The 18,856-nt window shown below is 62.0% G+C and carries 19 protein-coding genes and 1 tRNA gene; 11 read left to right on the top strand and 9 right to left on the bottom strand.

Annotated features, from left to right (window positions below; translation table 11 throughout):
* Nucleotides 1-8 precede the first annotated feature (8 nt).
* Together ASC45_RS10185 and ASC45_RS10190 are read left to right on the top strand one after the other, a co-directional pair.
* Complete coding sequence (locus tag ASC45_RS10185; protein ID WP_055450938.1) at nucleotides 9-668, top strand: site-2 protease family protein; 660 nt, start codon at nucleotides 9-11, stop codon at nucleotides 666-668.
* A gap of 32 nt (nucleotides 669-700) precedes the next feature.
* Nucleotides 701-1,933 carry a tryptophan--tRNA ligase gene (locus tag ASC45_RS10190; protein WP_055450939.1) on the top strand — a complete coding sequence of 411 codons (1,233 nt, stop codon included), beginning with the start codon at nucleotides 701-703 and terminating at the stop codon, nucleotides 1,931-1,933.
* A gap of 27 nt (nucleotides 1,934-1,960) precedes the next feature.
* Here ASC45_RS10190 and ASC45_RS10195 read toward each other — a convergent pair whose 3' ends face one another.
* Together ASC45_RS10195 and ASC45_RS10200 are read right to left on the bottom strand one after the other, a co-directional pair.
* Nucleotides 1,961-2,518, bottom strand: coding sequence for a DedA family protein (locus tag ASC45_RS10195; RefSeq protein ID WP_055451087.1), 558 nt, complete (start codon nucleotides 2,516-2,518; stop codon nucleotides 1,961-1,963).
* Nucleotides 2,519-2,642: 124 nt separating this feature from the next.
* Nucleotides 2,643-2,846, bottom strand: coding sequence for a cold-shock protein (locus ASC45_RS10200; protein ID WP_055450940.1), 204 nt, complete (start codon nucleotides 2,844-2,846; stop codon nucleotides 2,643-2,645).
* A 370-nt stretch (nucleotides 2,847-3,216) separates the two neighbouring features.
* On the opposite strand from ASC45_RS10200, the gene ASC45_RS10205 reads away from it, so the two are divergent.
* From ASC45_RS10205 to ASC45_RS10220, 4 genes are all read left to right on the top strand, one after another.
* A complete protein-coding gene (locus ASC45_RS10205) occupies nucleotides 3,217-4,188 on the top strand; it encodes a bifunctional riboflavin kinase/FAD synthetase (protein WP_055450941.1) in 972 nt (323 codons plus the stop codon).
* A 141-nt stretch (nucleotides 4,189-4,329) separates the two neighbouring features.
* On the top strand, nucleotides 4,330-7,209 hold the full coding sequence (ileS, locus tag ASC45_RS10210; RefSeq protein WP_055450942.1) for an isoleucine--tRNA ligase: 2,880 nt from the start codon (nucleotides 4,330-4,332) through the stop codon (nucleotides 7,207-7,209).
* Between the two features lie 17 nt (nucleotides 7,210-7,226).
* A complete protein-coding gene (lspA, locus tag ASC45_RS10215; protein ID WP_055450943.1) occupies nucleotides 7,227-7,751 on the top strand; it encodes a signal peptidase II in 525 nt (174 codons plus the stop codon).
* Nucleotides 7,752-7,886: 135 nt separating this feature from the next.
* Complete coding sequence (locus tag ASC45_RS10220) at nucleotides 7,887-8,696, top strand: DUF2189 domain-containing protein (RefSeq protein ID WP_055450944.1); 810 nt, start codon at nucleotides 7,887-7,889, stop codon at nucleotides 8,694-8,696.
* Nucleotides 8,697-8,713: 17 nt separating this feature from the next.
* Here ASC45_RS10220 and ASC45_RS10225 read toward each other — a convergent pair whose 3' ends face one another.
* A complete protein-coding gene (locus tag ASC45_RS10225; RefSeq protein WP_141655773.1) occupies nucleotides 8,714-10,330 on the bottom strand; it encodes a peptide chain release factor 3 in 1,617 nt (538 codons plus the stop codon).
* 184 nt (nucleotides 10,331-10,514) lie between these two features.
* Here ASC45_RS10225 and dnaQ point away from each other — a divergent pair, with 184 nt between their 5' ends.
* Both dnaQ and ASC45_RS10235 read left to right on the top strand, forming a co-directional pair.
* The gene (gene dnaQ / locus ASC45_RS10230) at nucleotides 10,515-11,234 is read left to right on the top strand and encodes a DNA polymerase III subunit epsilon (protein ID WP_055450946.1); all 720 of its coding nucleotides are present in this window, start codon (nucleotides 10,515-10,517) and stop codon (nucleotides 11,232-11,234) included.
* A 63-nt stretch (nucleotides 11,235-11,297) separates the two neighbouring features.
* A tRNA-Val gene (locus tag ASC45_RS10235) sits at nucleotides 11,298-11,372 on the top strand.
* Between the two features lie 58 nt (nucleotides 11,373-11,430).
* On the opposite strand, the gene ASC45_RS10240 is transcribed toward ASC45_RS10235, so the two are convergent.
* Nucleotides 11,431-12,234: an exodeoxyribonuclease III gene (locus ASC45_RS10240; RefSeq protein WP_055450947.1), complete on the bottom strand. Its 804-nt coding sequence runs from the start codon at nucleotides 12,232-12,234 to the stop codon at nucleotides 11,431-11,433.
* A gap of 176 nt (nucleotides 12,235-12,410) precedes the next feature.
* Here ASC45_RS10240 and ASC45_RS10245 point away from each other — a divergent pair, with 176 nt between their 5' ends.
* The gene (locus ASC45_RS10245; protein WP_055450948.1) at nucleotides 12,411-13,031 is read left to right on the top strand and encodes a DUF4124 domain-containing protein; all 621 of its coding nucleotides are present in this window, start codon (nucleotides 12,411-12,413) and stop codon (nucleotides 13,029-13,031) included.
* A 42-nt stretch (nucleotides 13,032-13,073) separates the two neighbouring features.
* On the opposite strand, the gene ASC45_RS10250 is transcribed toward ASC45_RS10245, so the two are convergent.
* Together ASC45_RS10250 and ASC45_RS10255 are read right to left on the bottom strand one after the other, a co-directional pair.
* Nucleotides 13,074-13,517, bottom strand: a complete 444-nt coding sequence (locus tag ASC45_RS10250) for a DUF2844 domain-containing protein (RefSeq protein ID WP_055450949.1) — start codon at nucleotides 13,515-13,517, stop codon at nucleotides 13,074-13,076.
* A 216-nt stretch (nucleotides 13,518-13,733) separates the two neighbouring features.
* Entirely contained in the window at nucleotides 13,734-14,282 is a 549-nt protein-coding gene (locus ASC45_RS10255; RefSeq protein ID WP_055450950.1) for an acetate uptake transporter, read from the bottom strand.
* Between ASC45_RS10255 and ASC45_RS10260 the strand changes: the two genes are divergently transcribed.
* On the top strand, nucleotides 14,264-15,331 hold the full coding sequence (locus ASC45_RS10260; protein WP_245610023.1) for a sulfite exporter TauE/SafE family protein: 1,068 nt from the start codon (nucleotides 14,264-14,266) through the stop codon (nucleotides 15,329-15,331). The two genes, ASC45_RS10255 and ASC45_RS10260, sit on opposite strands and share 19 nt — an antisense overlap.
* Nucleotides 15,332-15,473: 142 nt before the next feature.
* Nucleotides 15,474-15,962 (top strand): hypothetical protein, encoded by a 489-nt coding sequence (locus ASC45_RS10265; RefSeq protein WP_055450951.1) that lies wholly within the window; start codon nucleotides 15,474-15,476, stop codon nucleotides 15,960-15,962.
* Between the two features lie 32 nt (nucleotides 15,963-15,994).
* On the opposite strand, the gene rimO is transcribed toward ASC45_RS10265, so the two are convergent.
* The 3 genes from rimO to phbB all read right to left on the bottom strand — a co-directional run bounded on the left by rimO (nucleotide 15,995) and on the right by phbB (nucleotide 18,841).
* Nucleotides 15,995-17,389: a 30S ribosomal protein S12 methylthiotransferase RimO gene (rimO, locus tag ASC45_RS10270; RefSeq protein WP_055450952.1), complete on the bottom strand. Its 1,395-nt coding sequence runs from the start codon at nucleotides 17,387-17,389 to the stop codon at nucleotides 15,995-15,997.
* 47 nt (nucleotides 17,390-17,436) lie between these two features.
* Complete coding sequence (phaR, locus tag ASC45_RS10275) at nucleotides 17,437-17,982, bottom strand: polyhydroxyalkanoate synthesis repressor PhaR (protein WP_055450953.1); 546 nt, start codon at nucleotides 17,980-17,982, stop codon at nucleotides 17,437-17,439.
* Nucleotides 17,983-18,100: 118 nt separating this feature from the next.
* Complete coding sequence (gene phbB, locus ASC45_RS10280) at nucleotides 18,101-18,841, bottom strand: acetoacetyl-CoA reductase (protein WP_055450954.1); 741 nt, start codon at nucleotides 18,839-18,841, stop codon at nucleotides 18,101-18,103.
* Nucleotides 18,842-18,856: the final 15 nt, after the last annotated feature.

The following is an 18,856-nucleotide window of genomic DNA, read 5'->3' on the forward strand; positions in this document are numbered from 1 at the left end:
ATCTCACCATGGATCAACTCATTCAGGCCGTCACCGTCTATGCCTTGCCGGTGCTCTTCGCCATCACCCTTCATGAAGCGGCGCATGGCTACGCGGCGCGGTATTTCGGCGACAACACGGCTTACATGATGGGGCGTGTTTCCCTGAACCCGGTGCGGCATATCGACCCCATTGGCACCATTCTGGTCCCTCTCATTCTGTACTTCGCCACGTCAGGCGCGTTTCTGTTCGGTTATGCCAAGCCCGTTCCGGTGAATTTCGGGCGGCTGCGCAACCCCAAGAGCGACATGATCTGGGTGGCCCTGGCGGGACCTGGCTCCAATTTCCTCCAGGCCTTCCTGTGGGGGCTCATGCTGGTCGCGTTGCACGCCTTTGCCGTCAACGAAATCTATTTTTACGACGTCGCCCAGGCTGGCATTCTGGTCAACCTGGTGATGTTCGTGTTCAACCTGTTCCCGCTGCCGCCCCTCGATGGTGGCCGTATCCTGGTCGGTCTGCTGCCGGTGCGTCAGGCCATTGCGCTCTCGCGCGTCGAGCCCTACGGCTTTTTCATCGTCATGGCCCTTGTGCTCACCGGCATTGTCAGCAATTTCTGGCTCTCCCCTCTGATGGCGGTCTCCATGCAGGTTCTCAAAGTTCTGCTCAGCCCGTTTCAGATGCTGCTCTGAGCCAGACGCTCCTTTCCAACCCTTACTTACCCATGACATCCACCGAACAGGCCGGGGAGATTGCCCGCAGCGCTGATGATCGCGTTCTCTCGGGCATGCGCCCCACGGGCGCACTGCACCTGGGCCATTACCACGGCGCCCTGAAGAATTGGGCCCAACTGCAGAACTCGCATGCCTGCTACTTCTTTGTCGCAGACTGGCATGCGCTCACCACGCATTACGAGACCCCCGAAACCATCTCAGCGCATACGACTGAGATGGTCATCGACTGGCTGGCCGCCGGGGTCGATCCGAACAAGGCCACGCTGTTCGTTCAGAGCCGCGTGCTCGAACATGCCGAGCTGTTTCTCCTTCTCGGCATGGGCACGCCCCTGTCTTGGCTGGAGCGCGTGCCGACCTACAAGGATCAGATCGCCAATCTGAAGGACAAGGATCTGACGACCTATGGCTTTCTCGGCTACCCGCTGCTGCAGGCCGCCGACATTCTGATCTATCTGGCACGCTACGTGCCAGTCGGTGCCGATCAGGTGCCGCATATCGAAATGAGCCGCGAGATCGCCCGTCGTTTCAACAACCTGTACGGCAAGGATTCTCACGTCGAGGCGCAGGCCCGTGCGGCCGCGGCCAAGCTACCCGAAGATATGTGCGTTCGACTCACCGCGCTGCGTCGCGCGGCCGATCAAGAGGGTCTCACCGAAAAGCGCGATGAAGCGCGTGATTTGATCGCTGCAAGCAAACTGTCGCGCGCCGAAAAAGACGCCCTGCGCGCGCAACTCAGCGGCGGACGCCGCCAGATCCTGCGCGAGCCCGAGGCGCTGCTGACCCCCGAATCCAAGCTTCCGGGCCTGGACGGCCGCAAGATGTCCAAGAGCTACGGCAACGCCATCGCCATTCGGGAAGACCGCGCCAGTGTGGAACAGAAGGTCAAACGCATGCCCACAGACCCGGCCCGCGTCAAGCGCACCGACCCCGGCTCGCCCGAACGCTGCCCAGTCTGGCAGTTTCATCTGGCCTACTCCGACGAGGCGACGCGGCAGTGGGTTCAACGCGGCTGCACCACCGCAGGCATTGGCTGCCTGGAGTGCAAACAACCCGTGATCGACGCCATCCTGCGCGAACAACAGCCCATGCTCGAACGCGCGCAGCCCTACGTCGACAACCCTGCCATGGTGCGAGACATTCTTGCCGACGGCAGCGACAAGGCCAGGTCGACGGCACGCGAGACCATGCGCGCTGTACGTGAAGCCATGGGGCTGAAAAGCTAGGGGCTGCGCACGTCTCGGTTGCAGACCCTAATCGTCGGCCCGGTGCCTGCGTCGCCAGAGCAACCAGGCGATCACCACGACGACCGAGGCGGCCATCAGCAGGACTTCCTCGCCCTGCTGCAAGCGCGAAGCCAACTGCACCATGCCGGCGCCGAAGACCCATCCCAGTCCGGTGATGATCGGCGCCCAGATCAACGCGCCTATGGCGTTGAAGACGATGAACCGCCACGGCGCAACCCCGGCCATCCCGATCAGAACGGGCCCCGCAATCCGCAGACCATAAAGAAACCGGACGCTCACGATCGCCCAGGGGGCTCCGCGTTGCAGCAGGCGCTCGACGCGTGGCAGTCGCCTCTTCAGACCTGGAAAACGATGGAGTAGACGAGGCCCATACCATCGTCCCAGAAAGAAGAAAAACTGATCGCCCATCGTGGCCGCGATGGCCGCCACTGCGACGACCAAGGGCCATTGCAACCAACCCAGGTGGGCGCCGTAGCCGGCCATGAGCAGAACCGTCTCTCCCTCGGCCAGCGCGCCCAGCGCAACCGCCGCATAGCCGTAATGCCGTACGAAGTCCTCGATCATGTCATGGAAGATGCGCGGCAGTCTGTCGGGCCCGGCGCGGATGGCGAAAAAAAACCGGCTCTGGGCCGGTTGATTTTTCCGCACCCAGCCTAGGCTCGGGCGCGGCAATATGCTTTAAGTGTGCTTACAGCGGGCGAATGGCAGAAGCCTGCGGACCCTTCGGGCCGGCCTTCACCGTGAATTCGACGCGCTGGTTTTCTTGCAGGGTACGAAAACCCTTGGCCTGAATTTCAGAAAAGTGAGCGAACAGGTCTTCGCCGCCTTCATCGGGCTTGATGAAGCCGAAGCCTTTGGACTCGTTAAACCATTTCACAGTACCGGTAGCCATGAATCAACCTTTAAAGAAAATATAGATGAGTGCAAATCTTCAACAAGCCCGGGAAATCACAACTGTGAAACCGTCACAAGCCCATCCAGGCAAACGATGAACAGGCTCTTGTTTCGACTGCGCTTCAACTATACACGCAAAAAACCTGCGCGCGCGACAATTCGGCGCAGGGTCTTCCCCGCCCCGAGCGCCGAACCGCGCCTCATGCTCAATGTCGCGGAAAATGCCTGCCTGATGCAGATGCGAATCAAGGCGGAGGTTGTGATGGCCGCATCGATCCAGTGCATCCCGCGCATCCGGGCCCATGCGGCGAGGCTTCCTGACTCCGAGACGCCATCACAGCGCGCATGCGCTCTAACTGACTGTTTTTATGCACGTTTTTCGCGGATTTCATCACAAACTGCTGGCAGCCCGAACCGCCTTGACCATCGGCAACTTCGATGGGGTGCACCGCGGTCACCAGGCGATGCTGCACCAATTGGTGCAAACGGCACGGTTCCGTGCACTGACCCCTACCGTCCTGACCTTCGAGCCGCATCCGCGTGATTTTTTTGCAACACTTCAAGGTCACGCCGAGTCTGCTCCCACCCATATCTCGACTCTGCGTGACAAGCTGTGTGCGCTTGGCGACGCCGGTGTGCAGCAGGTTGTGGTTTTGCGTTTTGACCAACACCTCGCTGCCCTGTCGCCTGCGGATTTTGTCGCTCGCATCGTCCTTGACGGGCTCAAGGCCCGATATGTGCTGATCGGCGACGATTTCCGCTTTGGCGCCAAGCGCGCCGGCCATTTCGAGCAGCTCGATCGCCTGATGCGCGAAGCAGGCGCCGAAGCGCAGCAAATGTCTGTGGTGACCGAAACCGATTTGCGCATATCGAGTTCGGCCGTGCGCGATGCGCTCAAGCGCGGCGATATGCAAATGGCCGAGCGGCTGTTGGGCCGCCCCTACGCCATCTCCGGGCATGTCATGCACGGCGCCAAGTTGGGCAGGCAGTTGGGCTTTCCCACCTTGAATCTCCGGTTTGACCGTGCCCGCCCGGCGCTCGGCGGCATTTTTGTCGCTCGGGTGTTCGGTCTGCACGACACACCGCTTCCTGCAGTGGCCAGTCTGGGCACGCGACCTGCGATCGAGGATCAGGGTCGCGTGCTGTTGGAAACGCATGTGTTCGATTGGCGTGGAGATGCCTACGGTAAACTCATCCGAGTGGAACTCTTGCACAAACTGCGCGATGAAGCGCACTACCCGGATCTCGACCAATTGACCGCTGCCATTCAGCACGACAGCGATCAGGCCCGAGCTTGGTTCGCCCAACTCGCCCGGCAGACCACGCGCGACCGAATTTGACGGCGATGGGCCCAACAGGCGTCGTTCGCCCTTTGGTTGGCGCGCCCGTTCGCACATTGGCAACGAGGCTCCGAGCTGACCGAGCCGTTTTCTCCTCCCGCCGAGCCGTTTGCCGACGGCTTCAGCCCCGCCAGGAATCCCATGGATCAACCCGTTTCCCCCGATACCGGAAAGCCCGATTACCGGTCTACCTTGAATCTGCCCGACACGCCGTTTCCGATGCGCGGCGACCTGCCCAAGCGCGAGCCGCAGTGGATCCAGACCTGGAATGAAGAAGGTCTTTATCAACGGCTGAGGCTGGCTCGGGTGGGCGCGCCGAAGTTCGTGCTTCACGACGGCCCGCCTTACGCGAACGGCCAGATTCACATGGGGCATGCGGTCAACAAGATCCTGAAGGACATGATCGTCAAGGCCCGGCAACTGGCTGGGTTCGATGCGGCCTACATCCCAGGCTGGGACTGCCACGGTCTGCCGATCGAGAACGCCATCGAAAAGCAGTTCGGCCGCAAACTCCCACGCGACGAAATGCAGGCCAAGAGCCGCGCCTACGCCGCAGCGCAGATCGACCAGCAGCGCGCCGACTTCAAGCGGCTGGGTGTGCTGGGCGACTGGGACCATCCCTACAAGACGATGGACTTCGTCAACGAGGCGGCTGAAATCCGCGCCTTCAAGCGGGTGATCGAGCGCGGTTTCGTCTATCGCGGTCTCAAGCCCGTGTACTGGTGCTTCGACTGCGGCTCCTCCCTAGCCGAGTTCGAGATCGAGTACGCCGACAAGAAATCGCAGACCCTCGATGTCGCCTTCGAGGCCAACGATGCTGCGGCACTGGCTACGGCATTCGGGTTGGCGGCGCTGCCTGATGCGGCCAAGCCCGCTTTCGCCGTCATCTGGACGACGACGGCCTGGACCTTGCCTGCCAACCAGGCGCTCAATCTCAACCCGGACATCGAGTACGCCCTGGTCGATACGCCGCGAGGCTATCTGGTGCTCGCCAGCAGTCTGGTGACCGACTGCCTGAGCCGCTATGGGCTCGAAGGCAACGTCGTGGCCACCGTACCCGGCAAGGCGCTCGGCGGGCTGGCGTTCAGGCATCCGCTTTATGACGTGGACGCAGGCTACCGGCGGCTGTCGCCGGTCTATCTGGCCGACTACGCCACCGCGGACGATGGCACCGGCATCGTTCACTCCTCGCCTGCCTACGGTGTCGACGACTTCAACTCCTGCGTCGCACACGGCATGGCCTACGAGGACATCCTCAACCCCGTGCAGGGCGACGGCAGCTACGCCCCGGATTTCCCGCTGTTCGGGGGCCAGAACATCTGGAAGGCGGTGCCTCAAATCATCGAGCGACTGCGCGACGCCGGTCGGCTGATGGCGACGCACACCATCACCCACAGCTACCCGCATTGCTGGCGTCACAAAGTACCGGTGATCTACCGCGCGGCGGCGCAGTGGTTCATCCGCATGGATGAAGGCGAAGGCGTATTCACCAAGGACAAGGCGCCCAAGACATTGCGCCAAATGGCGCTCGACGCCATCGAGCACACCAGCTTCTATCCGGAAAACGGCAAGGCTCGTCTGCACGACATGATCGCCAACCGGCCCGACTGGTGCATCAGCCGCCAGCGCAGCTGGGGCGTGCCCATCCCCTTCTTTCTCCACAAAGACAGCGGCGAATTGCATCCCCGCACCATGGACATTCTCGATGTTGCCGCCGAGATGGTGGAGCAAGGCGGCATCGAGGCCTGGAGCAAGGCCAGTGCCGCAGACATCCTCGCCCGCGTGGGGTGCGAGGCCGACGCGGCGCACTACACCAAGAGCACCGACATTCTCGAAGTCTGGTTCGATTCCGGCACCACGCACACCACGGTGCTGATGGGCAGCCATGCAGGCGCCGGTCATGCCGAGGGGCCCCAGGCCGACCTCTACCTGGAAGGCCACGACCAGCATCGCGGCTGGTTTCACTCTTCCCTGCTCACCTCGTGCGCCATGTACGGCCGCGCGCCGTACAAAGGGCTGCTGACCCACGGCTTCACTGTGGACAGCCAGGGCCGCAAGATGAGCAAGTCGCTGGGCAATGGCATCGACCCGCTGCAGACCTGCAACAAGCTCGGCGCCGAGATCATCCGACTATGGGTGGCCGCGTCCGACTATTCCGGCGACATTGCGGGCGACGACAAAATCCTCGCGCGCGTGGTCGATGGCTATCGTCGCATCCGCAACACCCTGCGCTTCCTGCTGGCCAATACCAGTGATTTCGACCCTGCTCGGCATGCCGTGCCGCTGAGCCAGATGTTCGAGCTCGATCGCTGGGCGCTGGCGCATGCGCAGAGCCTGCAGTCGGTCATTCTGGCGCATTACGACAAGTACGAGTTTCACCCCGTGGTGGCCAAGCTGCAGGTCTATTGCTCGGAAGACCTGGGCGCGTTTTACCTCGATGTGCTCAAGGATCGCCTATACACGACCGCGCCCGACAGCCTCGCGCGTCGCAGCGCACAGACCGCGTTATGGCACATCACCCAAGGCATGCTGCGCTGGATGGCGCCCTTTCTGAGCTTCACTTCCGAAGAAGCCTGGGCCCTGGTCGGCAATAGCGAAAGCATTTTCACCGCAACCTACTGGCAGTGGCCCGAGCAGCCCGACGCCGCCCCGATGCTCGAACAATGGGCTCGCATCCGCGCCGTTCGGGAGACTGTCAACAAGGACATCGAGGCGCTGCGTGAGCAAGGCAAGATCGGTGCCTCGCTGCAGGCCGAAGTCGATCTTTACGCGCCGCCAGCCGTGCATGAACTCCTGGCCCGGCTGCAGGACGATCTGCGCTTCGTGCTGATCACCTCCAGGGCCACGCTACATCAGGGAGACGGTGAATTGCGTATCGCCGTCTCACCCACGACCCATCTCAAGTGCGAGCGCTGCTGGCATTGGCGTGACGATGTGGGCGCCGATCCGGCCCACCCAGGTCTCTGTGGTCGATGCGTGAGCAATCTGTTCGGCGCCGGTGAGCCGCGCCACATCGCCTGAGAGGCTGTGAACTCATCATGCCTTCCGCTCTCTCTGACGCCACCTTCCATCCACGCCGCGCGGCCGTCTGGCCGTGGCTCGTGGTCTCGCTGATCGTCATTCTTGCGGACCAGTTGAGCAAGGCCTGGGTTCGGCAGGTCTTGCCGCTCGACAGCAGCCGTCCGGTCACCGACTTCTTCAACCTCGTCTACATCCACAACCCCGGGGCGGCGTTCTCGTTTCTCGCGAGCGCACCGGGCTGGCAACGCTGGTTCTTCACCGGCCTGAGCCTTGCCGCCTCGGCATTCATCGTGTGGCTGATGTTCAAGAATCGCGGCAAGGCTCTGTTCAGCCTTGGACTGGCGTTCATTCTCGGCGGGGCCATGGGCAACGTGATCGACCGGGTTCTCTGGGGCAAGGTCACCGATTTCCTCGACTTTTATCTCACCCTCAATGGTCGGCAATGGCATTGGCCTGCCTTCAACCTCGCCGATTCGGCCATCTTCATCGGTGCGGTGCTGCTGATCGTCGACGAGTTCCGGCGCAGTCGTCGGCACCACTGAATGCTGCGATATTGGTTTATTGAGATATCACGATAAACACCCCGTAGTATCCCGGGTTGTGCGACCGTTTGCCGCACCTTAGTCTCCTCATTGATGGGCGCCCAAAGCAGGCGCCCCCCAAGGAGGAGAACCTTCATGACCCCCGAAGAAGCACAGCGCCACCCGCTGGCAGCCGAGACACGCACGCGCGTGAGCGTGTGCTCGCTGCGATGGAACACGCCCTTTCGCTGGCTTGCCGAAGGATGGCGTGATTTCGCCCGCTGCCCCGTGGTGGGACTGACCTACGGTGTCATTTTCACAGCGCTGGGCTGGCTGCTGGTGTGGACCCTGGCCAGCACACCGGAATACACCCTGATGCTGGCAGCCGGCCTGCTTCTGATCGGGCCGGCACTGGCCATGGGCCTGATGGAAGCCAGCCGCCGCTGCGAGATCAACCAGAAGGCGCGCCTGAATTTCTGCATCCGCTGCTGGTGGCCTCATCGCGGCAGTGTGGCCATCTTCGCCGGATTGCTGCTGGTCATTGAACTTCTCTGGGGGCGCACCGCGCTGGTGGTGTTCGCCCTGTTTTTCGATGCCGGCATGCCCGAGACCGGCGGTGTGCTGCGCCTGCTGCTCGACCCAAGCAATCTCACCTTCGTTCTGGTCTATCTGGGCGTCGCCTTGCTGTTCGGTGGGCTGGTGTTTGCCATCAGTGTGATCTCGATTCCCATGATGCTCGACCGCCCGGTGGACGCCATCACCTCAGCCCTGACCAGCCTTCGCGTCTGCCTCGAACACCCGGTCGCCATGATCTGCTGGGCAGCTCTGATCGGCCTCATCAGCCTGCTGGCCATGCTGCCTTTCGGGCTGGGATGGATCATCGTGCTGCCAGTGATCGGGCATGCCAGTTGGCATGCCTACCGTGGCGTCGTCTGCCCAAGCCTGCAGCAGCCTCTGCCAGGGTAAGCGAGGCCAGGCGCCTGTCAGGTCTGCATCGAAGCCTTGAACACCTGACCGGCATGCTCGCGCAGCGTGTGGAACTGGATCTTGGGCGCGAGTTCCTGCATGACCCGCAACTCGCTGGCGTGCGTCAGCAGCACGGCCGGTGCATCGACCACGTCGTAAGCGATACGGTGGGCATTGGTATCGATGAAGCGCTTGAGCGCCTGCGGATCGTCGCAGGTGAACCATCGCGCCATGCGGTACTTGCTGCCCTCCATGCGCGCATCGACGCCGTACTCCGACTTCAGCCTGTGCTGCACCACGTCGAACTGCAGGGTGCCGACGGCCCCCAGCAGCAGACTGCCGCCAGTCGCAGGGCGAAAGACCTGGATGGCGCCCTCCTCGCCCAATTGCTGAAGACCAGTGCGTAGCTGCTTGCTGCGCATCGGATCGGCGATCTCGACGACGCGAAACATCTCGGGCGCGAAAAACGGCAGGCCGGTGAACTGCAGTTCCTCTCCCTCGCTCAGGCTGTCTCCGAGGTGAAGGGTGCCGTGATTGGGGATGCCGACGATGTCGCCAGCGAAAGCCTCGTCCAGTAACTCGCGCCGCTGTGACATGAAGGTGACGACGCTTCCAGGCCGGATGTCCTTGCCGGTGCGCCCGACCCGGATTTTCATGCCGCGCTCGAAACGACCCGAAACGATGCGCACAAAGGCAATGCGGTCGCGATGCGCCGGGTCCATATTGGCCTGAATCTTGAACACCACGCCGGTAAAGCTCGGTTCATCGGGCTGCACCACGCGCGTGGTCGCCGCGCGTGGCAGGGGCGACGGTGCCAGTTCCACCAACGCGTCGAGCACCTCCTGCACTCCGAAGTTGTTGATGGCCGAGCCGAAAAACAATGGCGACTGGCGACCGGCGAGAAACTCCGCCGCATCAAAGGAAGGCGATGCATCGCGCAACAAGCCGATTTCGCCCTGCGCCTGTTCGTAGGCCTGACCGAAGCGCCGCACCGATTCCGGGTTGTCCAGACCGGTCAGCATCTGATCGTCGTCGCGCACCCGCTCCTCGCCAGGCCGGAACACCCGCATGCGGTCGAGGCGCAGGTCGAACACGCCATGGAAATCGCGCCCCATGCCCACCGGCCAGGTGAACGGCGCCACGGCCATGCCCAGGTTGCGCTCGATCTCGTCCATCAGGTCGAGAGGCTGGCGCACTTCGCGGTCCATCTTGTTCACGAAGGTCAGAATGGGCGTGTTGCGCGCCCGGCAGACTTCGAGTAAACGCAGGGTCTGCTCTTCCACCCCGTTGGCCGCATCGATCACCATCAGCGCCGCATCCACGGCGGTCAACACACGGTAGGTATCTTCGGAAAAGTCCTGGTGACCGGGCGTGTCCAGCAGATTGATTACGCAGTCGCGCCATTCCATCTGCATGACCGACGACGCCACCGAGATGCCGCGCTGCTTTTCGATCTCCATCCAGTCGGACGTGGCATGTCGGCTGGCCTTGCGCGCCTTCACGCTCCCCGCGATCTGAATCGCGCCGGAGAACAGCAACAGCTTTTCGGTCAGCGTGGTCTTGCCCGCATCGGGGTGAGAAATGATGGCGAAAGTACGCCGCCTGCGGATCTGCTCGGAATCGTTCGTGCTCATGGTCGGGCCGGCCCGCATCTCGCGGCGGCTGGCAACTGGGGTAGGCTTAGGGCTGCGCGATGGGGCAGGAGCGATCACCGTTTCGGCCTCAACTCGGGGCCTGGAGAATCGCCCCAGCGCATGCTTCTTGGCCGCTCATCGGGCGGCGCAGCAAACCTCGTATTCTGCCTGAGCCCCATCCCACATGACACGCCAGATCGTCCTCGACACCGAGACCACCGGACTCAACCCGGCCAGCGGAGATCGCATCATCGAAGTCGCCGGCGTGGAGCTCTTCAATCGAAGGCTCACGGGCAAGCACTATCACGCCTACCTCAACCCGGATCGGGCCAGTCATCCCGACGCCCTCAAAGTCCACGGCCTCACCGAGGAGTTCCTCGCCGACAAACCGCGGTTTGAGCAGATCGCCGATGATCTGCTCGAATTCGTGCGCGATGCCGAAATCATCATTCACAACGCCCCGTTCGATTGCGCATTTCTCGATGCCGAGCTCGAACGTCTGAGCCGCCCCGCCTTCAAAGACCATGTGGCGCAGATCACCGACACCCTGGTGATGGCCAAGTCGCAGTTTCCGGGCAAGTTCAACAATCTCGACGCCCTCTGCAAGCGATTCGGCATCGACAACGCCCACCGCACCCTTCACGGCGCGCTGCTCGACGCCGAACTTCTCGCCGAGGTCTATCTCAGCCTGACGCGGGGCCAGGACAGCCTGGTGATCGACCTGGAAACCCCGCAGCAACAACTCAACGTCACGGCACACGCGCTCGATGGATTCGATCTGCCAGTTGCCGCGGCCAGCACGGAAGAGATGGCCGCACACGAGTCATTCCTGCGGCTGCTCGACAAGAAAAGCAACGGCAAGAGCATCTGGCGCCCCCGCCCCGATCAAGAAGACGCCCGGTGATCGGAAAAAGTGTGCAATAATGGAAGTCTTTGCTGATTGCGCTTTGCAAACCGAGCGCACTTCGGGCGGTTAACTCAGCGGTAGAGTGCCACCTTCACACGGTGGAAGCCACTGGTTCGATCCCAGTACCGCCCACCAGCGACCATCAAGCAGCCTGAAGGCTGCTTTTTTGTTGCCTGCGGCTAACCTCACGCCATCAGGCATAGTCGATGGTCAGCGGCGCGTGATCGGAGAAACGCTGCTCGGTGTAGATCCAGGCGCTTCTAGGTTTGGCTTGAGCGGCGATGGCCGGGGTGGCGAGGTGGTAATCGATGCGCCAGCCCACATTCTTCGCACGCGCCTGGCCCCGGTTGCTCCACCAGGTGTAGCGATCCGGCGCGGGATCGAGTTGGCGAAACACGTCCACATAACCAGCCTCTTCGAGCAGGCGTGTCATCCAGGCGCGCTCTTCGGGCAGGAAGCCGCTGTTCTTGAGATTGCCTTTCCAATTCTTGAGGTCGATTTCCTTGTGGGCAATGTTGATGTCGCCACACAGAAGCACATCACCCGCCGACTTCAAAGCGCACAGGTGTTCATAGAAGTCCGCGAGGAAGCGGAATTTGGCGTCCTGGCGTTCTTCCGAACTGGAGCCGGAGGGAAAGTAAGCCGACACGATGGACAGGCGCCCGCCACCCGGCTGCTTGTAGATCGCTTCGACATACCGGCCTTCGGCATCGAACTCGTCATGGCCGAAGCCGATACGCACCTCGTCGGGTTCGTGCTTCCAGTAAAGGCCCACGCCGCTGTAACCCGCCTTCTGCGCGTACTGGAAAGCGGCACCCGGCAGACCGCCGAGGGTGCGAAGTGCCGGCGTCATGTCGGCATCGAGAGCCTTGAGCTCTTGCACGCAAAGCACGTCGGGGCGAGCGTGCTCCCTCAACCATTCATCGACACCCTTGCCAGCGGCTGAGCGAACGCCGTTGAGATTGAGCGAGGTCACGCGCAAAGGAAATGGCAACATAGGAGATTTCTGGCTTAGAACTTGAATTGATCGAAAGGCTTCAAGCCCCTGTGGGCTTGACGTTCGGGTGATCGAATGCGACGGGCCTGTGAGATCACAAACCAAGGCACAATAAGAAACCTGTCAACCCGATCCCCTGCCACCCCATTGTTGCAGCACCCACGTTTTTGTTGTCCATGAACTTGACCGTGCGTCGCTTCAGTTCCACGATCTTCGCCGTCCTGTTGTGCGTTGCACAGGGCGCGCATGCGGACATCTACCTCTGTCGTGATGCCAACGGCACATTGGTCACCAGCGATCGCATGACGAACGACTGCCTGACCTACGGCGGCAAAGTCATCGGGCCTGACGGCACCGTTCGCCGTCGCATCCTGACGGTCAAGGAGCAGGCGGCACTGGCCCAGGCTCAGGAAGCTGCCCGAAACCAGGCCCGGCAACAGCGTGATCAGCAGCGCGAGGATCGTGCGTTGTTGTTGCGTTATCCCAATGAGGCCGCGCTCGAAGCCTCGAGGATCAACGATCTGAATCGGCCCCAGACGATGATTCAGGATGCACGCAAGCGACTGGAAAGCCTTGAGCGCCAACTCAAGCAACTGCGCATCGAAGCGCAGTTCTATCCCCAAGGCCCTCTGCCGCTGGAACTGCGCACCAAGCTCGACGAAAACAAGGTGCTAACCCAGCAGGAGAATGACCTGATCGTGGGCCAGAACGCGGAGATCGCCCGGATCAACCGGGAATACGAAGCGCTGCGCGTCCGCCTGAAACCGTTGTGGGCCAGAACCTCGACGGGTCAGTGACTCTCTCCAAGCCTCTCGCCCTGCTCGACCTGCGGGCGAAAATCAGGGCGCCAAGGTATTTGGGTCGAAATCCATAGGCATCAGAGCAGGAAGGTAAGCAACACCTTCGTTGCCCCAGGGTTGCCTGGCGCTGCGCACCACTGCTTGCATCTCGTGTGCGGCATGATCGCTGCTCGCCGCTGCGTGAGGGAAAAACTGTCGCACCAAATCTTGCGCCTGAACATGCCGCGGTCCGGCCCAGGTGATGGCGAAAAGCGATCCGTCCGCGGCGATGTACTCCTGCACCGGCATCCCATTCGGCCCCTTGGCTGCGCGAATCTGCAGGCTGTCGGGCATGGAGCGGGCCACGATTCTGGCGGATGTGGTGGCCACGCTCGGGCCAGCGGTTCGGATCGATGGGGTCAGATCGACCTGGCCCAGACCAGCCCACGCGAACGGCGCGGACAGGGTGACCGCCGCGCCCAGAATGATCCAGCGATTTTTCATGATGTGAACAGGCTCGTTGTCCGAGTGCCCGGTCTGCCTGATCGGGCAGCCGCGCCTATTGGCAGCGTCCGGCCGAACTAGATTCGGAACGGACGCGGCACTCGTGCCTGAATGCTGCAATGCAAAACTGACGTTTACCTGAATAAGTTCATGCTGATTCAGGCGTATATCTGCTGCATGGCAGCATGTCACAGGAGCCTGTCACACCGCGCGGATTCAAACCGGTAATACGATGCGGCCCCAAGCCTCGTTGATGACTTCGGCAGCAGCCAGATAAAACGCCAAGGCAGCCGTAATCAAACCCAGGTAGCCGCCGAAGATGCTCAGGCCGCCATTTCCGGTGAGCGCACCAGCCGCCAGCAGGAAAAACGTGGGAACGAGCGCGGTGAATACCAGCATCAGGGCACGCCCCTTCTTCCATGTGCCGATCCACAGATAGGTGGTAAATACGCCCCAGAGCAGTAGATACCAGCCGACGAACGGTCCGCCGACGCCCTTGGCGAAGAAGTCGACAAACAGTGCAAAACTCCACCAGAACGCGCCGTACCCGCAAAAAGCCACGAAGCCGAAGCCATTGCCCACGGTGGCTTCCATCACACCGGCGACAAATTGCGCTGTGCCGCCGAACGCAAACGCGGCTGCGAGCACCATCGGAACGTCAGCGCCTGGAAACCAGCCGGCATTCACCATACTCAGCAGCCAGGTCGTCAAGGCGAAGCCGGATAACCCCAGCGGCGCGGGATTGATTGCCATTTTCTCAGCCATTTCATTCTCCTCATTGTTTTCAGGAAGCAAAACGGTTTGCCCGTTTTGCGGGCCCGCAATCTGCCGACCTGCACGAAGCTTCGGCAATCCGGCTGACGGATTGCCTACATGTCACAAACGCCAGGCATGCTTTACGCTTTGTCACGCCGGTCATCCTGCTGCGACATCCGCCATCGCCTCGCCACAAATCAGCACAAATCCTCACAGCTCCCATAAGACGGTTCTTATATGCTGTGACCACCATGCTCGCAGACCTGACCCTGACCCAACATATTCTGTCCGTCGTTTCCGGCGCGGCAGTCGGTTTCACGCTCGGCCTGATCGGCGGCGGCGGTTCCATCCTCGCGGTGCCGCTCCTGCTGTATCTGGTGGGTTATCCCAACCCACACGTGGTCATCGGCACCACCGCCCTGGCGGTTTCGATCAACGCCTACCTGAACCTCATCCCGCATGCCCGCGCTGGCAATGTGCGCTGGAAGGAGGCGGTGATCTTTGCGATCGTCGGTGCAGTCGCCGCGTTTATCGGCTCCTCGCTGGGCAAGGCCGTGGATGGCAAGAAGCTGCTGTTTCTGTTTGCCATCCTGATGCTGGTCATCGCGGCGCTGATGGTTCGCCCCAAAAAGGTCAAGCCGGGCGATATGGAGGGCCATCCAGGACAGTTTTCGCTGTGGAAACTGATCGTTTCCGCGGCCATCGTGGGCACGCTGTCGGGCTTCTTCGGCATCGGCGGCGGCTTTCTCATCGTTCCCGGACTGGTGTTCGCCACCGGCATGCCTATGCTGGCTGCGGTGGGTTCGTCACTGTTCTCGGTGGGCACCTTCGGCCTGACGACGGCCATCAACTACGCCAGCTCCGGTCTACTCGACTGGACGGTCGCGGGCCTCTACATCGCCGGCGGCATCGCCGGGGGTGTGTTCGGAGCACGCCTTGCCACGCATCTGGGCAAGAGCAGCAAGGGAACGCTCAACATCATTTTTGCCGCGCTGGTGGCGGTGGTGGCCGTGTACATGATTTACAAAAACATGTCGGCCTTCGGCATTCATCTGTAAGGTGTAAACCCGAACCCGTCGCACCATGCCGACGGGTGGTGCAGATTGATCGGTCGCAATTGCGCGAGCGGCTGGCTGGGCTCTCGCGGGAACCGGGCGGCCAGCGTCTGTTCTGATGTTGCATTTGGACACAGGAGTTCGCATGCAACGTCGCACGTTCATCATGGCCGCCGCCGTATCGACCGTATTGGGCTGGCCCGCCCTGGCCGTGGCGGCTGCGCTGGGAGTGGGAGATGGTCTTCCGTCAACGACCTTCGAGAATCAGCACGGCAAGCCGGAACCTTTCCCCGGGGCTGACACAAGGGTCGTGCTGTTCGCCGTGGAGAAGGCGCCTTCCGACGTGGTCAACGAGTACCTCACCGCCCTGGGCGTCGAGGCCATGCGCCAGCGAGGCATCGTGTTTCTGGCCGACATCAGCGGCATGCCGGGATTCGTGACCCAGACCTTCGCCTTGCCGAAAATGCGCAAGCGGCCCTATTCGATCCTGCTGGCCAACAAGGCGGATCAATGTGCCTTCATGCCCCACGAAAAAGACGCCGTCACGGTGCTGCATCTGGCCCAGGGCAAGATCACTCAGATCCAGTTCCCGCGTGATCTGGCCGCGCTGAAAGCCGCGGTCGGCGGGAGCTAAGCCGCAAGCTGCCCCCCCCCCCGGCGATCCCGTCAGATCAGTTCGCCGATGAGGTCGTGGCCGTCGGCGCGGGTGATGCGCACGCGGACGAACTGACCGCCGCTTTGCGCCAGCCGCATCTTGTGTGAGGGCTTGTCGGGCGGGAGCAGATGCACCTTGCCGTCGATCTCGGGCGCATCGGCATAGGTGCGGCCCAAACCGCCCTCGCGGCTGGCCTGATCGACCAGAACCCGCATCACCTGCCCCACGCGCTTTTGCAGCTTGCGGGTGGAAACCGCCTCGGCCACCGCCATGAAGCGGGCGCGGCGTTCCTCTCGAACCGCGTCGGGCACCGGGTTGGCGAGCGCGTTGGCCGCGGCGCCTTCCACCGGCGAGTAGGCAAAGCAGCCCACTCGGTCGAGCTCGGCTTCCTCAACGAAATCGAGCAGGGTCTGAAACTCCTCTTCGGTCTCGCCCGGAAATCCGGCGATGAAGGTCGATCGGATCACCAGCTCGGGGCAGATCTCACGCCACTTCGCGATGCGCTCCAGGTTGCGCTCGCCGCTGGCCGGTCGCTTCATGCGTTTGAGCACGTCGGGATGCGCATGCTGCAGCGGCACGTCCAGATAGGGAAGGATGCGGCCCTGCGCCATGAGCGGCAGAACCTCGTCGACGTGCGGATAGGGATAGACGTAGTGCAGCCGCACCCAGGCGTCGTGCTCCGCCGCCAGCGCGCCCAGCGCTTCGACCAGTTCGGTCATGCGGGTGCGGATGGGGCGGCCATCCCAGAACCCGGTGCGGTACTTCACATCCACGCCGTAGGCTGAAGTGTCCTGGCTGACCACCAGCAGTTCTTTCACGCCCGAGGCAAAGAGCGCGCGCGCTTCGTTCAGAACGTCGCCGATCGGGCGCGACACCAGATCGCCCCGCATGGCCGGGATGATGCAAAAGGTGCAACGATGGTTGCAGCCCTCGCTGATTTTCAGATAGGCGTAATGTCTGGGGGTGAGCTTGATGCCGGCGGCCGGAACGAGGTCAACGAAGGGATCGTGCGGCTTGGGCAAGGCCGCATGCACATGATGCAGCACTTCGTCGGTGGCGTGCGGCCCGGTGACGGCGAGCACCTTGGGGTGCACTTCGCGCACCAGATTGTGGCCCGTCGCCGTGTCAACGCGCGCTCCCAGACATCCGGTGACGATGACCTTGCCGTTTTCGGCCAGCGCCTCGCCAATGGCGTCGAGGCTTTCCTGCACGGCCGCATCGATGAAGCCGCAGGTGTTGACGATGACCAGATCGGCCCCAGCGTAGTTTTTGGAGGTGTCGTAACCCTGGGCGCGCAATTCGGTCAGGATGCGCTCGGAGTCCACCAGTGCCTTGGGGCAGCCGAGCGAGACAAAGCCGATTTTTGGCGCCGCGGCTGCGGCGGGCGACGTTGAAGGTGTTTCCATCCCGTTATTGTCGCCGAAGACCAAAGGGGAATCGGCTCAGCGGGGCTTCATTTCTTGGGCGCTGGCGGCTGGAAGGCGCCGAGCATCTGCTTGGCCTGTTCCTGCATCTGCTCCTGCATCTGCATGTACAGATTCTTGCTCTGTTCGAGGTAGTTGCCCATCATGTTCTGCAGCATGGGGCTCTGCACGTTGAGGAACTGCGTCCAGGCTTCCGGGTTGAGCGCGGCATTGTCGTAGATGCCGCGCGACTGTTCGCTCAACCGGTTCTGAATGTCGATAAAGGCCTGCACGTTCTTTTCCAGATAGCTGCCCATCATGCCCTGCATCGCATGCCCGTAGAAGCGGATGATCTGCTCGAGCATCACGGTGCTGAACATGGGCACGCCGCCGCTTTCCTCCTCCAGAATGATCTGCAGCAGAATGCTGCGCGTGAGGTCTTCGCCCGATTTGGCGTCCTGGACGACGAAGCGCGTGCCCTCCATCACCAGTTGCTTGACATCGCTCAGGGTGATGTAGGCACTGGCCTCGCTGTCGTAGAGACGGCGATTGGGGTACTTTTTGATGATGCGCTGAGACGAGTCGGCTTTGGGCATGTCGTTGCAATCCGGTCGGAAAGATGGGAGCGGGCATGTTTTCGAGGCCGATTGAACCATATTCCCCGACCCACGCCACTGTGGCTTGCCCGCATCCCGTCCGGGCGATCAGCTCCAATCAGCTCATGTGCAGGCCACCATTGCAGCTGAACTCGGCGCCTGTGGTGAAACCGGCGTCCTCGCTGGCCAGCCACACCACGATCGAGGCGATCTCCTCGGGCGTACCCAGACGCTTGACCGGAATCGACGCCACGATCTTGTCGAGCACGTCTTGGCGGATGGCCTTGACCATGTCGGTGAGGATGTAGCCCGGCGAGACGGTGTTGACGGTCACGCCCTTGGAGGCCACTTCCAGCGCCAGCGACATGGCAAAGCCGTGCATGCCGGCCTTGGCCGCGGCGTAATTGGTCTGACCGAACTGGCCCTTTTCTCCGTTCACCGAAGCGATGTTGATGATGCGCCCCCAGCCCCGCTCGACCATGCCGTCAATCACCTGTTTGGTCACGTTGAACATGGAATACAGATTGGTGCGCAGCACCAGATCCCAGTCTTCGTAGGTCATTTTGCGCAGCACGGCATCGCGGGTGATGCCCGCGTTGTTCACCAGAATGTCCACCTGGCCGTGCTCGACGAAAACCTTCTGGAACGCGGCCTTGGTCGACTCCCAGTCGGCCACGTTGCCCTCGGAGGCGTAGACGTCGTAACCCTGCGATCGCATCGTCTCCAACCAGCCGTCCTTGCGGCTGGAATTGGGTCCGCAGCCCGCGATCACCTTGTGCCCGGCCTCGCACAGCCGTTTGCAGATGCCGGTTCCGATCCCACCCATGCCGCCCGTGACGTAGGCCACTTTCTTGCTCATGTCGTTCTCCTCGCT

The sequence above is a fragment of the Thiomonas bhubaneswarensis genome, from assembly GCF_001418255.1.
GTDB classification, from domain to species: Bacteria; Pseudomonadota; Gammaproteobacteria; order Burkholderiales; family Burkholderiaceae_C; genus Thiomonas; species Thiomonas bhubaneswarensis.

What these genes read in the sequence shown, in the direction of transcription:
- ASC45_RS10185 (WP_055450938.1), top strand. Translation starts at nt 9, where the DNA reads ATGGATCAACTCATTCAGGCCGTCACCGTCTATGCCTTGCCGGTGCTC.
- ASC45_RS10190 (WP_055450939.1), top strand. Translation starts at nt 701, where the DNA reads ATGACATCCACCGAACAGGCCGGGGAGATTGCCCGCAGCGCTGATGAT.
- ASC45_RS10195 (WP_055451087.1), bottom strand. Translation starts at nt 2,518, where the DNA reads ATGATCGAGGACTTCGTACGGCATTACGGCTATGCGGCGGTTGCGCTG.
- ASC45_RS10200 (WP_055450940.1), bottom strand. Translation starts at nt 2,846, where the DNA reads ATGGCTACCGGTACTGTGAAATGGTTTAACGAGTCCAAAGGCTTCGGC.
- ASC45_RS10205 (WP_055450941.1), top strand. Translation starts at nt 3,217, where the DNA reads ATGCACGTTTTTCGCGGATTTCATCACAAACTGCTGGCAGCCCGAACC.
- ileS (WP_055450942.1), top strand. Translation starts at nt 4,330, where the DNA reads ATGGATCAACCCGTTTCCCCCGATACCGGAAAGCCCGATTACCGGTCT.
- lspA (WP_055450943.1), top strand. Translation starts at nt 7,227, where the DNA reads ATGCCTTCCGCTCTCTCTGACGCCACCTTCCATCCACGCCGCGCGGCC.
- ASC45_RS10220 (WP_055450944.1), top strand. Translation starts at nt 7,887, where the DNA reads ATGACCCCCGAAGAAGCACAGCGCCACCCGCTGGCAGCCGAGACACGC.
- ASC45_RS10225 (WP_141655773.1), bottom strand. Translation starts at nt 10,330, where the DNA reads ATGAGCACGAACGATTCCGAGCAGATCCGCAGGCGGCGTACTTTCGCC.
- dnaQ (WP_055450946.1), top strand. Translation starts at nt 10,515, where the DNA reads ATGACACGCCAGATCGTCCTCGACACCGAGACCACCGGACTCAACCCG.
- ASC45_RS10240 (WP_055450947.1), bottom strand. Translation starts at nt 12,234, where the DNA reads ATGTTGCCATTTCCTTTGCGCGTGACCTCGCTCAATCTCAACGGCGTT.
- ASC45_RS10245 (WP_055450948.1), top strand. Translation starts at nt 12,411, where the DNA reads ATGAACTTGACCGTGCGTCGCTTCAGTTCCACGATCTTCGCCGTCCTG.
- ASC45_RS10250 (WP_055450949.1), bottom strand. Translation starts at nt 13,517, where the DNA reads ATGAAAAATCGCTGGATCATTCTGGGCGCGGCGGTCACCCTGTCCGCG.
- ASC45_RS10255 (WP_055450950.1), bottom strand. Translation starts at nt 14,282, where the DNA reads ATGGCTGAGAAAATGGCAATCAATCCCGCGCCGCTGGGGTTATCCGGC.
- ASC45_RS10265 (WP_055450951.1), top strand. Translation starts at nt 15,474, where the DNA reads ATGCAACGTCGCACGTTCATCATGGCCGCCGCCGTATCGACCGTATTG.
- rimO (WP_055450952.1), bottom strand. Translation starts at nt 17,389, where the DNA reads ATGGAAACACCTTCAACGTCGCCCGCCGCAGCCGCGGCGCCAAAAATC.
- phaR (WP_055450953.1), bottom strand. Translation starts at nt 17,982, where the DNA reads ATGCCCAAAGCCGACTCGTCTCAGCGCATCATCAAAAAGTACCCCAAT.
- phbB (WP_055450954.1), bottom strand. Translation starts at nt 18,841, where the DNA reads ATGAGCAAGAAAGTGGCCTACGTCACGGGCGGCATGGGTGGGATCGGA.